Annotated in this window: 11 protein-coding genes and 2 tRNA genes; 8 read left to right on the plus strand and 5 right to left on the minus strand. The window is 70.2% G+C overall.

Features of this window, described 5'->3' with window-relative positions; translation table 11 throughout:
- Positions 1 to 258 precede the first annotated feature (258 nt).
- Positions 259 to 1,497, minus strand: a complete 1,239-nt coding sequence (locus OG595_RS28410) for an ROK family transcriptional regulator (RefSeq protein WP_329276849.1) — start codon at positions 1,495 to 1,497, stop codon at positions 259 to 261.
- 564 nt (positions 1,498 to 2,061) lie between these two features.
- Here OG595_RS28410 and OG595_RS28415 point away from each other — a divergent pair.
- Positions 2,062 to 2,640: a biotin transporter BioY gene (locus OG595_RS28415; protein WP_329276851.1), complete on the plus strand. Its 579-nt coding sequence runs from the start codon at positions 2,062 to 2,064 to the stop codon at positions 2,638 to 2,640.
- Between the two features lie 101 nt (positions 2,641 to 2,741).
- Here the strand turns inward: OG595_RS28415 and OG595_RS28420 are convergent, their stop codons facing one another.
- Positions 2,742 to 3,464, minus strand: a complete 723-nt coding sequence (locus tag OG595_RS28420) for a hypothetical protein (protein WP_329283270.1) — start codon at positions 3,462 to 3,464, stop codon at positions 2,742 to 2,744.
- 230 nt (positions 3,465 to 3,694) lie between these two features.
- Here OG595_RS28420 and OG595_RS28425 point away from each other — a divergent pair, with 230 nt between their 5' ends.
- The gene (locus OG595_RS28425) at positions 3,695 to 5,719 is read left to right on the plus strand and encodes a protein kinase domain-containing protein (RefSeq protein ID WP_443073366.1); all 2,025 of its coding nucleotides are present in this window, start codon (positions 3,695 to 3,697) and stop codon (positions 5,717 to 5,719) included.
- Positions 5,720 to 5,752: 33 nt separating this feature from the next.
- On the opposite strand, the gene OG595_RS28430 is transcribed toward OG595_RS28425, so the two are convergent.
- Positions 5,753 to 7,222 carry an amino acid permease gene (locus OG595_RS28430; RefSeq protein WP_329276854.1) on the minus strand — a complete coding sequence of 490 codons (1,470 nt, stop codon included), beginning with the start codon at positions 7,220 to 7,222 and terminating at the stop codon, positions 5,753 to 5,755.
- A gap of 211 nt (positions 7,223 to 7,433) precedes the next feature.
- Here OG595_RS28430 and OG595_RS28435 point away from each other — a divergent pair, with 211 nt between their 5' ends.
- Both OG595_RS28435 and OG595_RS28440 read left to right on the plus strand, forming a co-directional pair.
- The gene (locus tag OG595_RS28435) at positions 7,434 to 7,919 is read left to right on the plus strand and encodes a ribose-5-phosphate isomerase (RefSeq protein ID WP_329276856.1); all 486 of its coding nucleotides are present in this window, start codon (positions 7,434 to 7,436) and stop codon (positions 7,917 to 7,919) included.
- Between the two features lie 195 nt (positions 7,920 to 8,114).
- Positions 8,115 to 8,924 carry an Fpg/Nei family DNA glycosylase gene (locus tag OG595_RS28440; RefSeq protein WP_329276858.1) on the plus strand — a complete coding sequence of 270 codons (810 nt, stop codon included), beginning with the start codon at positions 8,115 to 8,117 and terminating at the stop codon, positions 8,922 to 8,924.
- A gap of 31 nt (positions 8,925 to 8,955) precedes the next feature.
- On the opposite strand, the gene OG595_RS28445 is transcribed toward OG595_RS28440, so the two are convergent.
- Positions 8,956 to 10,206, minus strand: coding sequence for a GNAT family N-acetyltransferase (locus OG595_RS28445; protein ID WP_329276860.1), 1,251 nt, complete (start codon positions 10,204 to 10,206; stop codon positions 8,956 to 8,958).
- Positions 10,207 to 10,368: 162 nt separating this feature from the next.
- Between OG595_RS28445 and OG595_RS28450 the strand changes: the two genes are divergently transcribed.
- The 3 genes from OG595_RS28450 to OG595_RS28460 all read left to right on the plus strand — a co-directional run bounded on the left by OG595_RS28450 (position 10,369) and on the right by OG595_RS28460 (position 12,528).
- Positions 10,369 to 11,547 (plus strand): PP2C family protein-serine/threonine phosphatase, encoded by a 1,179-nt coding sequence (locus tag OG595_RS28450; RefSeq protein ID WP_329276862.1) that lies wholly within the window; start codon positions 10,369 to 10,371, stop codon positions 11,545 to 11,547.
- Positions 11,548 to 11,609: 62 nt separating this feature from the next.
- Positions 11,610 to 12,128: an HD domain-containing protein gene (locus OG595_RS28455; protein ID WP_329276864.1), complete on the plus strand. Its 519-nt coding sequence runs from the start codon at positions 11,610 to 11,612 to the stop codon at positions 12,126 to 12,128.
- A 205-nt stretch (positions 12,129 to 12,333) separates the two neighbouring features.
- Positions 12,334 to 12,528 carry a hypothetical protein gene (locus OG595_RS28460; RefSeq protein WP_006383514.1) on the plus strand — a complete coding sequence of 65 codons (195 nt, stop codon included), beginning with the start codon at positions 12,334 to 12,336 and terminating at the stop codon, positions 12,526 to 12,528.
- 84 nt (positions 12,529 to 12,612) lie between these two features.
- On the opposite strand, the gene OG595_RS28465 is transcribed toward OG595_RS28460, so the two are convergent.
- A tRNA-Gly gene (locus OG595_RS28465) sits at positions 12,613 to 12,683 on the minus strand.
- 141 nt (positions 12,684 to 12,824) lie between these two features.
- Between OG595_RS28465 and OG595_RS28470 the strand changes: the two genes are divergently transcribed.
- Positions 12,825 to 12,901 (plus strand) — tRNA-Pro (locus tag OG595_RS28470).
- Positions 12,902 to 12,918: the final 17 nt, after the last annotated feature.

Here is a 12,918-nt window from a genome sequence, read left to right on the forward strand (position 1 = left end):
GTTGGGAAGGCAGGACCGCATGCGGAATTCGAGGCACGAGGAGGCCCGGAAACCGGGATTCACGCAGGGGGGAGCAGTGGGCGCGGAAAGCACAGAGAGTGCGGAATGCGCGGAGAGAAATGAGCGCTTCACACGTGGCAACGTGTCAGCAACAGTGGCGACGTGTCAGCAACAGAGGGTGCGACAGCTCACGAAAGGGCTCATGAGCAGGATGTTCCCGGCCATGCCTGGTCCCTGTCAATATTCGGAGTTTCTGAATTAAATAGCCTGAGGTGAGGCGGCCAGCGGATCCCGGTACAGCACATCGAGCGCCACCGAACCGCCCGCCACCGCGAGAACCGAATCCGGGAAACTCGTCGGCACGACAGAGGCCGCACGTTCGGCGCCGACCCCTTCGCGCAGCGCCGCGAGGCAGTCCTCCCGGTGGATGACGCCGACCTCGGTCACGACCACCGTCTCCGGATTCAGCACGTCGAGCAGCAGGCGCGTGGCCCGCCCCACGGCACTCGCCCGCCGCACCAGCAGCCCCACGGCAGCCTGGTCGCCCCCGGCCGCCGCCGCGACCACCCGGAGGGAATCCGTGGTCTCGACGACGCCCGCTTCCCGCGCCCTCCTGCACAGCGTCCGTTCGCTCAACTCGGCCTGAAGGCAGCCCGTACGCCCGCAGTCGCAGGCCTCCGTGCCGCCCGGCACCGGCAGATGGGCGATGGCGCCGGCCTGGGAGCGCGGCCCGTGGTGCACCTCGTCGTTGGTCGCGAACGCCGCGTCGACGACGTTGCCGACGAACAGATGCAGCACACTCCCGCTGCCCCGCGCGGGCCCGAACAGCCGCTCCGCGTTGACCAACGCCCGTGCGTGGCCGTCCACATGGACCGGCAGCCCGGTACGGGCGCGGAGCACGTCCCGCACCGGCACGTCCCGCCAGCCCAGCATCGGGTGCTCGACGACGGTCCCGGACTCCCGGTCCACCCAGCCGCCGACGGCCACGCCGACACCGAGCGCCCGGCGGCCGGGGGATCCCTCCAGCAGCGCCCCCAGCCCTTCGGCGGCCCGCGCCAGCACCCACCCCGGGTCGGTGTGCTCGTGCGCCAGCTCACGCCGGGACACCACCCGGCCGCGCAGATCCAGCAGCGCGACCGTCGTGAACGACACGGCCACATGCACGCCGGCGACCACGAACCGCGAGGAGTCCAGGTCGACGGGCACATGCGGACGTCCCACGCCGTTCGACCGCCGGGGCGCGGACTCCTCGCGGATCAGGCCGAGTTCGGCGAACCGGGCGCAGTAGTCCGTCACCGACGCCGGTGACAGCCCGGTCAGCCGGGCGATGGTGCTGCGCGCCACGGGCCCGTGCTCCAGCACGGACCGCAGGACGACACTCGCGCTCGTCCTGCGCCGGTCGGAATCGGCGGCACGGGGCACGCGGGACGCGGCGGGGCGAGAAGGGGAGGTACGGGAGAAGGGGGAGGCAAGGGTGGGTGCCGCGGCACGGGGCATGGCGATCATCCTCGGGGAACTGGTCCGACACTGCGCCGTCTCATGAGGACTCGGGGGCCGGTGGAGGCTCGGGGAGTCCTGTGGAGCGAGGCGCGCCGGAGCCGCCTCACCCGGGGCGGCGACAGGTGGCCGTGCCCACGCGTCGCAGGTCGACATAGCGACGCGACGAGAAGTACCGGGACTGGGCGACCATGCGCTCGAAGCTAGCAAAACGGGCCGACCCTGCACAGACGGCGACCGACGGGCGAGACGGCACGCGTCCGCGCCGACGTCGGGCCGGGGCCGAGCCGGAGCGGGGCCCCCTCCGGAACGGGGCCGGGGGGCGCGCAGGCCTACGCGCGGCATTGGCGGAACCCTACAGAACGCGCCCGCCGCGCCTCCGTAGCCCACACCACCCCACCTCAGTGACCGGCGTCACGCCGTACCGGGTGTAACCCCCACCTTTTGTCCGGAGCCCACCAAGCCGTCGCCGTCCCCTTTGTCGAGCGCCTACGGTGATCGGTCCGAGGGTGCCGGGATAGCGTCACAAGGTCCCCTGCCGCCCACCGTCCCAGCGGAGTCCCCATGGCAACCGCCGTCGCCCCCTCCCGCCCCGGCAAGGTCCTCGCCGACCTGCTCCCGGCCTCCCGCGTCCGGGACGCCGCGCTCGTGCTCGGCGGTGCCGGACTCGTCGGGATCGCCGCCCAGATCGCCGTCCCCGTGCCCGGCTCGCCGGTACCGGTGACCGGGCAGACCTTCGCCGCGCTCCTCGTCGGCACCGCACTCGGCGCGGGCCGCGGCCTCGCCGCCCTCGTCGTGTACGCCCTGGCCGGGCTCGCGGGCGTGCCGTGGTTCGCGGAGGGCGGCTCGGGCACGTCGGTGTCCTTCGGCTACATCCTCGGCATGCTGCTCGCGTCCGCCGCCGTGGGCGCGCTGGCCCGCCGCGGCGCCGACCGCTCCATGCTGCGGACGGCGGGCACGATGCTCCTCGGCGAGGCGATCATCTACGCGATCGGCGTCCCGTACCTCGCTCTGGCGGCCGGTATGAGCGCGAGCGCGGCGATCGCCGCCGGCCTCACGCCGTTCCTGATCGGCGACGCCCTGAAGGCGGCCCTGGCGATGGGCGTACTGCCGACGGCCTGGAAGCTCGTCGACAAGGACTGATCCGGGGGCCGTCGTTGACGAACGGCTTCGCGGCGAAGGGGAGGGAGAGGCGGATTCCGCCTCTCCCTCCCCTTCGCCATTCACCGATGGGCGCTCGGAGATCAGCCCTGCGGCTGCCCGGGCCGCCGCTGCGTCCACCACATGCCCGCCGCCCCGGCGGACAGCAGCGCCGCGCCGACGGCGCCGAGGGGGAGCAGATCGCGCGCGGGGCCGGTCCTCGGCAGTTCCCCGCCGCCGGGTGCCACCGGCTTGTTGTCGGTGCCGAGCAGCAGCGGGGTGGCCGGGGCGTTCGGTGACGGGTTGTTCGTACCGAACGGGACCGGGCCCTGCTGCCAGAACGTCTTCGAGCCGTCGGCCGTCTGGACGGGCAGACAGATCTTGCCGGTCTTGCCCAGATCGAACGTCGCGTCGACGTCGTACGACTTCGACTTACCGGCGGCGAGATTGCCGACGGCGCAGTTGAAACCGCTGTTCGAACCTTCCGGAAGATCCCCTTCGGCAATCTCCGAACAGCCCTGAACGTTCTTGACCGTCATACCGTCGAATCCGACGACCAAAAGCCTGATGTCGCCGCTGTCCTTGCTCCCCTCGTTCTTTACCGTGGCGGTAAGCGCCGTTTCTTTCGAACTGTTGTCGACCGAGATGCTCTCGGGCAACTGCGTGGTCAACTTGACGCCCGTCGGCGCCGCGTCGACGGCCTTTCCTCCCTTGCTGCTTCCGGGCCCCTGGTCATCCGCGCTGGCGGTGAAGGAAAGGATCATCACGGCAGAGAAAGATGCCGTGAGCAGCGATCCCGCGATGACCGTCGTGCGACCAGAACTCATGTTCGTCCCCCTTGGATCCCCCTGGACTGCGCCTGAATTCGCAGTCCATGAAGAGGTACCACAAGATTTCCCGCCACTATGCTGGTACTGCACGAAGTGTGACCATTGTGGTTCTGGTGGGGCGTGCGTTGAGGGGGTGCAGGGGATTGCGGGGGAATATGGGCGGCGGTGCTCCAGGTCTGCTGGTGGCGGGCCGATATCGGCTGGTCGAAAGCATCGGACAGGGGGGAATGGGGCGGGTGTGGCGGGCCACCGACGAAATGCTCGACCGGCCGGTGGCCATCAAGGAAATGCGGATCGACGGACTCGACGCGGAGGACACCCGCACCCGGCGCGAACGCACCCTCCGCGAGGCCAAGGCGACGGCCCGGATCGACCACCCGAACGTCGTGCGCGTGTACGACGTCGTGGACGAGGGCGAGCGGCTGTGGATCGTCATGGAACTGGTCGTCGGCCGCTCCCTCGAACAACTCCTCGTCGAGGACGGCCCGTTGGGCCCGGGTGACACGGCCCGCCTCGGCCTCGGGCTGGTCTCCGCGCTGCGCCAGGTGCACGCGGGGGGCGTACTGCACCGCGACATCAAACCGGGCAACGTCCTCGTGGAACGACGCGACGGACGGGTCGTCCTCACCGACTTCGGAATCGCCGCCATCCAGGACGCGAAGGCCCTCACGATGGTCGGGATGCTCGTCGGCTCCCCCGACTACATGGCACCGGAGCGCGTGTCGGGCCGGCAGCAGGGACCGCCGTCCGACGTGTGGTCCCTCGGCGCGACACTCTGCGCGGCGCTGGGAGGCCGCTCCCCGTTCTCCCGCGAAGCGACCCTGGCGACCCTGCACGCGGTCCTGTACGAGGACCCCGAACTCCCTCCCTCGGCAGGCCCGTTGCACGACGTCCTGGCCGCCCTCCTGGAGAAGGAACCGTCGGCCAGGCCCGCACTGGAGGACGTGGAACAGGCACTGCGGCCGGTGGCGTTCCCGACGCCGGCCCCCGAACTGGAACAGGAACAGGAGGAGGCGGAAGGGGAGGGGGATGGGGATGGGAAGCTGGAGCCGGAGCCGGAGACGGCTCCCCCGATTCCCGTACAGCCGTACGAGGACGCACCGACGCCCGCGTACCTGGACGCGTCCCTCGTACGAGCCGCGCGACGGCCCCCCGAGCGGCCACCGGAGGAACTGGCAGCCCCCTCGGAACCGGAGCGGGAGGGGCAGGACCCCGAGTCCCAGACGCCGACGCCGACGCCGACTTCGACTCCGACGGACGCGGTGCCCGCCGCACGTACGACAGCCACCCCGGTCCTGGGAACCCAGTCCCCCGAGGCCTCCAACGCCTCCACGGAAGTGCCCTCCGAGATACGGTCCGAGGTCGGTTCGGCGGGCCCCGCCGGAACACGCAGGGCCGGGGTCTCACTGGTCCGGGCCCAGGTCAACGCGCAGGCGCAGGCGCACGCCCAGGCGGTGACGGAGAGGCGACCGGGTCCACGGCACGCGGCCGCTCTCCCGACGGCCACGAGGACAGCGGTACCAACGGGAACGCCGCCCGGTGAACTGCCGGGCCCCGGAGTCCCGTCCGGCCCCGAGCGAGGCCGTGACCGGAGCCGGGGTCGCCGCCGTACGGTCATGGTGGCCGCGGGTGTGGTCACCGCGGGGGCACTGATCGGGATGATCCTGGCGGCGACGGCAGGATCCCCGGACGACAAGAACACGGCGACGCCCGGATCATCGCGCCCGGCCTCGGCATCGTCCTCATCGGCGACCCCGGCCCCGCAGTCCGGCACGCCCACCCCCGACTCCCCCCAGCCCACGGTCGAGGGCACCTCCCGCCCGCGCAGTCTGCCGCCGGGCGCGCACGAGGAGGCGGGCGGATACGCGTGGGCGACACCCAAGGGCTGGCGCCGGGACGTGAAGACGGGTGCCGAGGTGCACTACACGTCCCCCGACGGCAGGCAGGAGATCCTCGCCAAGTCCTCCCTCGCACGCGGCGAGTTGCTGGGGACCTGGGAGGAGTCGGAGCGCAACGCCCGGCAGGGCCAGGACTACACGAAGATCAGCCTTGCGGAGACGACGTTCCAGGATCACCCGGCGGTCGTCTGGGAGTACACCTTCACCCTGGACGGCACCCACTGGCACGCCAGACTGCTCGGCTTCGACGTGGAGGGGAAGTCGTACCAGATCAGCACCTGGTACCACCAGGAGATCGAGGAGCAGGCGGTGCGGACCTACGAACGGGTCAGGGAGTCGTTCACGGTGCTGTGAACGACTCCCTGACCACGGGGACCACTTGGGTTGCTAACCGACCTTGACGACGTCGCCGTCATCGGCGACGTCCGAGGCCGGATCGCCGGAAGCGACGACGACGGTCCCGCGCCCGGTCCTCTGCCGGACGACGGCGATGGCGAGCACAACGGCCGCCACCAGCAGCGAAAGCAGCACGGTCTCGCGTCCGTCGTGCTCGGTGTCGGTGAGCATGTAGCCGAGGACGAAGACGATGAGAGCGGCGGTCGCCCAGGTCAGGTACGGGTACAGCCACATCTTCACGACGAGCTTCTCCGGGGACTCGCGCTCGATGATCTTCCGCATGCGCAGCTGCGAGAAGCAGATGACCAGCCAGACGAACAGGGCGACGGCGCCGGAGGAGTTGACGAGGAAGAGGAAGACCGAGTCGGGGAACTTGTAGTTGAAGAAGACGGCGACGAAGCCGAAGACGACCGAGGCGACGATCGCCGCGAGCGGTACGCCACGGGACGTGGTCCGCGCGAAGGCCCTGGGCGCGTCACCGCGCTGCCCGAGCGAGAAGGCCATGCGGGAGGCCGTGTAGAGCCCGGAGTTGAGGCAGGACAGCACCGAGGTCAGCACGATGAAGTTCATGATCTGACCGGCGTGCGCGATACCCAGGGAGTCGAGGGCGGCGACGTACGAGCCCTTCTCCTTGATCGAGGGGTCGTTCCACGGCAGCAGCGTGACGACGACGAAGATCGACCCGAGATAGAAGACGGCGACACGCCAGATGATGCTGTTGGTGGACTTGGTGACGGCCCGCTGCGGGTCCTCGGACTCACCGGCGGCCAGCGTGGCGATCTCGCTGCCCATGAAGGAGAAGACGACGAGCAGTACACCGGTGAGGATGGCGCCGGGCCCGTTGGGCAGGAACCCGCCGGAGTCGGTGAGGTTGGAGAGCCCGGCCTTGTCACTGTCGACGCCGGGAAGCACGCCGAACACGGCAAGCCCACCAATGATGACGAAGGCGCTGATGGCGACGACCTTGATACCGGCGAACCAGAACTCGAACTCGCCGTAGGAGCCGACGGAGACGAGGTTGGTGGCGGTCAGCACGACCATCACGATGAGCGCCCAGGCCCACTGCGGTACGGCGGGGACCCACCCTTCGAGAATGGTGGCGCCGGCGGTCGCCTCCACGGCGAGCACCACGACCCAGAAGAACCAGTACAGCCAGCCGATGGAGAACCCGGCCCAGCGCCCGAGCGCCCGGTCGGCGTGCGCGGAGAACGAGCCGGAGGTCGGGTTGGCGGCGGACATCTCGCCGAGCATCCGCATCACCAGCACGACGAGCGTGCCGACGAGCGCGTACGAGAGAAGGATGCCCGGCCCGGCGGTCTGGATCCCGGAGCTGGACCCGACGAAGAGTCCGGCCCCGATGACACCGCCGATGGCGATCATCGAGAGATGCCGGTTCTTGAGCCCGGCCTGGAGACCGGAGTGCGGGGGAGCGGGCGGGGAGGAGCTCGGCTGCGAGGCCATGGGGGAATTCCTTTGCGCCGGGTGAACGGGTGTGCGCGCCGGTGGGGACGGCGTAAACAGTCGGTCCAGTGAATCGGAGGCAAAGGGATTCTTGAACCTTTGAATCCAGATTGTTACTTGAGGTTTTCTTGAGGTTTCGCGGTGTTGCCACTGCTTTTCGCGATCAGCCCCCGACTCTGCTTCCCTGAAACAGCCGTGTCACACTCATCCCATGCGCGTGTATCTCGGCTCCGACCATGCGGGCTTCGAACTCAAGAACCACCTCGTCGAGTGGCTCAGGGAGGCCGGCCACGACCCCGTGGACTGCGGCCCCCACATCTACGACGCCCTCGACGACTACCCGCCCTTCTGCCTCCGCGCCGCGGAGCGCACGGCGGCCGACCCGGACGCCCTCGGCATCGTCATCGGCGGCTCCGGCAACGGCGAGCAGATCGCGGCGAACAAGGTGAAGGGTGTGCGCGCGGCGCTGGCCTGGAGCGAGGAGACCGCGTCGCTGGGCCGCCAGCACAACAACGCCAACGTGGTGGCGGTGGGCGCCCGCATGCACACGCAGGACGAGGCGACGAAGTTCGTGGAGACCTTCCTGGCGACCCCGTTCTCGGAGGACCCCCGCCACATCCGCCGCATCGACATGCTGACGGCGTACGAGACGACGGGCGACCTTCCGGAGATCCCGGCGCACCACCCGCAGGGGTAACGGCGGCGGGTGTGTCGGATGGCCGGATGATCCGAGGCTGCGAGGCCGGGACGCCCGTCCCGGCCGGAATCTCCATCACCGCCGGCCCGCTTCCCGGCCCGTCCGGCGTTTGAGGGCGAGGCCCGCCTCTCGACCGACCCGGACGGGCAGGCGGGTGGGCGGCGGGTGGGCAGAAACACGAAAGGACGCCGCACCGTGCCGGAAGGGCACACGATCCATCGTCTCGCCCAGGACTACGCCGCCCGCTTCGTCGGCGAACCCGCTCATGTGACCAGCCCCCAGGGCAAGTTCAGCGACTCGGCCGCCCTGATCGACCGCGCGCCCCTCAACGCCGCCGACGCCCACGGCAAGCACCTCTTCCTCCGCTTCCGTGAAGCCGACTGGGTCCACATCCACCTCGGCCTCTTCGGCAAGGTCAACTTCGGCGACGCCCCCGCCCCGCCCCCCACGGACACGGTCCGCCTCCGACTCGCCAACAGCACCTCGTACGTGGATCTCCGGGGCCCCACCACCTGCGCCCTCATCACGGACACCGAGAAGCAGGCGATACACGACCGCCTGGGCCCCGACCCCCTCCGCCCGGACGCCGACCACCGGGCCGCCTACGCCCGCATCAGCCGCAGTCGTACGACCGTCGCCGCCCTCCTCATGGACCAGAAGGTCATCGCGGGCGTGGGCAACGTCTACCGCGCCGAGGTCCTCTTCCGGCACGGCATCGACCCGTACCGCCCCGGCAGGGACATCACACCCGCCGAGTGGGACGCGCTCTGGAGCGACCTGGTCGCCCTCATGCGTGAGGGTGTGCGCAACAACCGCATCGACACCGTCCGCCCGGAACACACCCCGGAGGCGATGGGCCGCCCGCCGCGCGTCGACGACCACGGCGGCGAGGTCTACGTCTACCGCAGGGCTGACCTGCCCTGCCACCTCTGTGGCGGCGAGATCCGCACCGCCGACCTCGCCGCCCGCAACCTCTTCTGGTGCCCCACCTGCCAACACGGGTGAAGGACCGGGCCCCGGCACCGGGGCCCGGGGCTCAGAACCCGTGGGGCAGCCAGGGCTCCACGACCGACCCGAACGCCACCGAGGCCTCGGCCAGCGCCCCCTGTCTGACCTCCCGCACCCGCCCGGCGGCAGCCAGCCCGGCCAACGGCACACCGCCCAGATAGGAGGCCCCCAACTCCCGTACGGACAAAGCGAGATCGGCCGCATCCTCCGTGCGCCGGCACACGGCCCCCTTGGTGTCGCCCGTCAGCCGCCACCGCCCGGAGTTCCACGGACAGAACGCGTCCTCGACGTCGAACACGACGTCCACCGGCGCCTGATACGTCCGCGCCTCCAGCGCGGCCCCCACGTCCACCAGGCGTACGTACAGCGCGTCACGCCTGCGCAGCCCGCACCGGCGGATGTCCGACACCATGTGATGCCACGGCTCCTCGACGGGCCGCCCGCGACCGACGATCTTCGACGTCAGGTCGATGTCGAACAGGAACCGCCACAACGCGCCCTGCGAATCGGGATCGAGCGCCTCCACGTCCTCGACGACAACCGAGCTGTTGGCCCCGGTGACGTCCCAGTCGGGCTTGACCCGGAACCGGGCGAACCCCACGACATCCCCGTCCCGCTCGGCGACAACGCACTGCAACGGCGACGCCCCGCCCCGCTCGCCCTCGGGATCGAGCACCATGACCGGCGCCCAGCCGGGCATCCGCGCCAGCATCCCGGGCCGCTCGGGCACCCGCCGCGCGTACACCGCCTCGCAGACGTCGAGAGCTTCGGCCGGTACGGCGTACCGCAGCCGTACGTCATCGGCGCCGGCCGGCAGCTCCAGCCGTACCCGCGTCGTGTCGATCTCGAAGGCCAGGGAGTGGGTGGCGAGCCCGTACCCGAACCGTCCGTAGATGGCGGGCTCGGACGCCGTGAGCACGGCCAGCGGCTCGCCCCAGCTCCGTACGTCGTCCAGCTGCCGGCGCATCATCGACGTGAGCACCCCGCGCCTGCGGTGGGTGCCCGCGACGCCGACCATCGTGACGCCCGCCGCCTGTACGGAGGCGCCACCCGGTACCGTTACCCGGAAGGTGAAGGCACCCGCACTGCCCACACACGCGTCACCGTCCCAGGCGCCCACGAAACGGTCGTACTCGGTGAGTGATTTCCACAACTCCCGCTCCTCGGCGGACTCCGGCATTCCGCCGAAGGCGCGGAGCAGGTTGTCGTACCACTGATCCCAGTCGTCGGGCCGAAGTGCCCGCACGTCGGTCGCGGCGGAGGTCCTGGAGGTCGTCATAGACCATGACTACCAGGGCAATGCGGGACGAGCGAGGGAATTTCTCCCTCGGGGCCTCGGACCGGCCCTCGGTGGGTTTCACTGTGAAGTTGAAGCTCGGACGGGGGACAAGTGGGACCTCCCGTGCCAAGCAGCTGGTCCGATGGATAGGGTCCCGAACTAATGGCAGCAGGACGAGAGCGGCGCGCGGAGGCCGAGACGTTCACGGCCCGGTTGAAGAAGCAGGCTCACCGGGTCCGCACCGGCCTGCGCAGATCCGCCGTGGACTACTTCCGGGGCGACGGTTCGGACTGGATCGCGCTCGCGGGTCTGTTCATCACCATCCCGGTCATCGCGGCCATGACCCTCGCCAACTCGGTGTGGTGTTCGCCCGCCCTGCTGGTCCTTCCGATCGTCGCCGGCGGCCTCCTGCTGCGCCCGGCCAGCCTGCTGGGCCTGTACGCGGCGGCGGCGACGGCACTGATCGTGGAGTCCGTGAAGCTGGGCCCGTACACGGAGGGCCCCTCCCGGGTCACCCCCGGTGTGGTCCTCGTCGTGGCGGCCTGCGGATTCTTCGGCCTCCTCATCGCGCAGTTCCGCAGCCGCGTAGGCGTCCCCTGGCGACGCGGCGGCACGATGCTGTTCGACCTGCGTGAACGCATCCGGGTCCAGAGCAAGCTGCCGCAGCTGCCCCAGGGCTGGCACCGGGAGATGGCGCTGCGCCCGGCGGGCGGCCAGTCGTTCTCGGGCGACTTCGTGGTGGCGGCCCGCACGAACGGGGGCCGCACGATGGAGGTCGTCCTGACGGACGTCTCGGGCAAGGGCATGGACGCGGGCTCCCGCGCCCTGCTCCTCTCGGGTGCCTTCGGAGGCCTCCTCGGCTCCCTGCCGCCGCACGCCTTCCTCCCGGCGGCGAACGGCTATCTCCTCCGCCAGGACTGGGACGAGGGCTTCGCGACCTCGATCCACCTCGTCCTGGACCTCGACTCCGGCGACTACGAACTCTTCTCGGCCGGCCACCCACCGGGCCTGCAACTCAGCGCGGGCACCGGCCGCTGGGAGGAAAAGGCCGCGGAGGGACCGCTGTTGGGCGTGTACGACGGTGCCCAGTTCGACCCCGTGAAGGGATCGCTGCGTCCGGGGGACGTCCTGATGCTGTTCACGGACGGCCTGGTCGAGACGTCCGAGCGGGACATCGTCGAGGGCATCGACCGCCTGACGGGCGAGGCCGACCGCTACGTCGCCGGCGGCTTCCACGGCGCTGCCTGGCACCTCATCGAGGCGGTCGCCAAGGACGTCAACGACGACAGAGCCCTCCTCCTGGTCTGCCGAGAGGGCCCCACGGCCCAGGCGACGATCTGACCCGCACCGCGCCCCGCCCATGTCCCTCGCGGACGAGCCCCGTTGCCCCCCACACTGACCGAATGACCCCAAACCCACAGAACCCGCAGAACCCACAGAACGCATCGAGCGCACAGAACCCACAGGACCCCCAAGCGCTCCCAACACCCCTCACCCTGGCGGAAGTAGAGGCCGCGGCCCGGGCCGCACACGCCACGCAGACGGACAAGGCGGGCCGCCCCTACGCGGAGCACCTCCAGGCCGTCGCAGAGGGCGTACGCGCGCGTGGGGGCGACGACGAGCAGATCGCCGCGGCCTGGCTGCACGACGCCGTGGAGGACGACGCGCTGCCCGAACCCTGGCTGGAGGAAGCCGCGTTGTCCCGCCGTACGAAGGACATCGTGCTGGCCGTCACCAAGCGCGCGGGCGAGGCCCCCGAGGCGTACGCCCGGCGCATCCTCGGAACCCCCGGCGCGCTCCTGGTCAAGGAGGCGGACCTGGCGCACAACGCGGACCCGGCCCGCCTGGCGGCACTGGACACCCCGACCCGCACCCGCCTGATCGCGAAGTACGCCAGAATGCGCGCACTGTTGGGCCTTTAGAGTCGTAAATGTCGCACTAATTGCACACAAAGAACATATTTCCGTGCCCTTGGTTTGTCTGTGCGGACAAATCGGTCCCGTGGGGCCGATGATGCGTCACCGGCCGCATACGGTGGCCCCGTTGGTGGCACGATGGATCTGGCGGGGGTGCGAGGGAACGCATCCCTGGGCCGGTAGAGCGGACCGACCATAGGGTGTGATCAGTGTGGCCATTTCGTTGTCAGTGGTGCTGATGTTGGGAATCATCCTGGTGGTGCTGATTCGCGGAGGCACGATCAAGGCGGGCCCTGCGGTCGTCGCCATCCTCTTCGGCTTCTTCCTCGCCTCGACCGGCATGGCGGACGACATCCAACGCTTCCTGAACTCGATAGCCGACACGATCAACGAGATCCAGTTCTGACCCCGGTGGCAGACCGCGCGGTCCGGCCGCCGTGGGAAAACGCGACCGGCCCGGTTCCGAGGAACCGGGCCGACGGCTGGAGAGAGCGGGCGACGGGAATCGAACCCGCGTAGCTAGTTTGGAAGACTAGGGCTCTACCATTGAGCTACGCCCGCACGCGTGCGCCGCAGGTCAACATGACCGCGGCACAGAAACCATCGTAGCGGTTCGGGACCCCTCGACGCACACCCGGTTTCCGCTACTGAAATGCGGCAACGCCGTCGCCTGTGGGCATGTACCCTACGTGTCGCACCAGACGGGGTGTGGCGCAGCTTGGTAGCGCGTCCGCTTTGGGAGCGGAAGGCCGTGGGTTCAAATCCCGCCACCCCGACCATCGTGCCGGACCACCGG

Origin of the sequence: Streptomyces sp. NBC_01451 (genome assembly GCF_036227485.1) — a bacterium.
Taxonomy (GTDB): domain Bacteria; phylum Actinomycetota; class Actinomycetes; order Streptomycetales; family Streptomycetaceae; genus Streptomyces.

What these genes read in the sequence shown, in the direction of transcription:
- OG595_RS28410 (WP_329276849.1), bottom strand. Translation starts at nt 1,497, where the DNA reads ATGCCCCGTGCCGCGGCACCCACCCTTGCCTCCCCCTTCTCCCGTACC.
- OG595_RS28415 (WP_329276851.1), top strand. Translation starts at nt 2,062, where the DNA reads ATGGCAACCGCCGTCGCCCCCTCCCGCCCCGGCAAGGTCCTCGCCGAC.
- OG595_RS28420 (WP_329283270.1), bottom strand. Translation starts at nt 3,464, where the DNA reads ATGAGTTCTGGTCGCACGACGGTCATCGCGGGATCGCTGCTCACGGCA.
- OG595_RS28425 (WP_443073366.1), top strand. Translation starts at nt 3,695, where the DNA reads ATGGGGCGGGTGTGGCGGGCCACCGACGAAATGCTCGACCGGCCGGTG.
- OG595_RS28430 (WP_329276854.1), bottom strand. Translation starts at nt 7,222, where the DNA reads ATGGCCTCGCAGCCGAGCTCCTCCCCGCCCGCTCCCCCGCACTCCGGT.
- OG595_RS28435 (WP_329276856.1), top strand. Translation starts at nt 7,434, where the DNA reads ATGCGCGTGTATCTCGGCTCCGACCATGCGGGCTTCGAACTCAAGAAC.
- OG595_RS28445 (WP_329276860.1), bottom strand. Translation starts at nt 10,206, where the DNA reads ATGACGACCTCCAGGACCTCCGCCGCGACCGACGTGCGGGCACTTCGG.
- OG595_RS28450 (WP_329276862.1), top strand. Translation starts at nt 10,369, where the DNA reads ATGGCAGCAGGACGAGAGCGGCGCGCGGAGGCCGAGACGTTCACGGCC.
- OG595_RS28455 (WP_329276864.1), top strand. Translation starts at nt 11,610, where the DNA reads ATGACCCCAAACCCACAGAACCCGCAGAACCCACAGAACGCATCGAGC.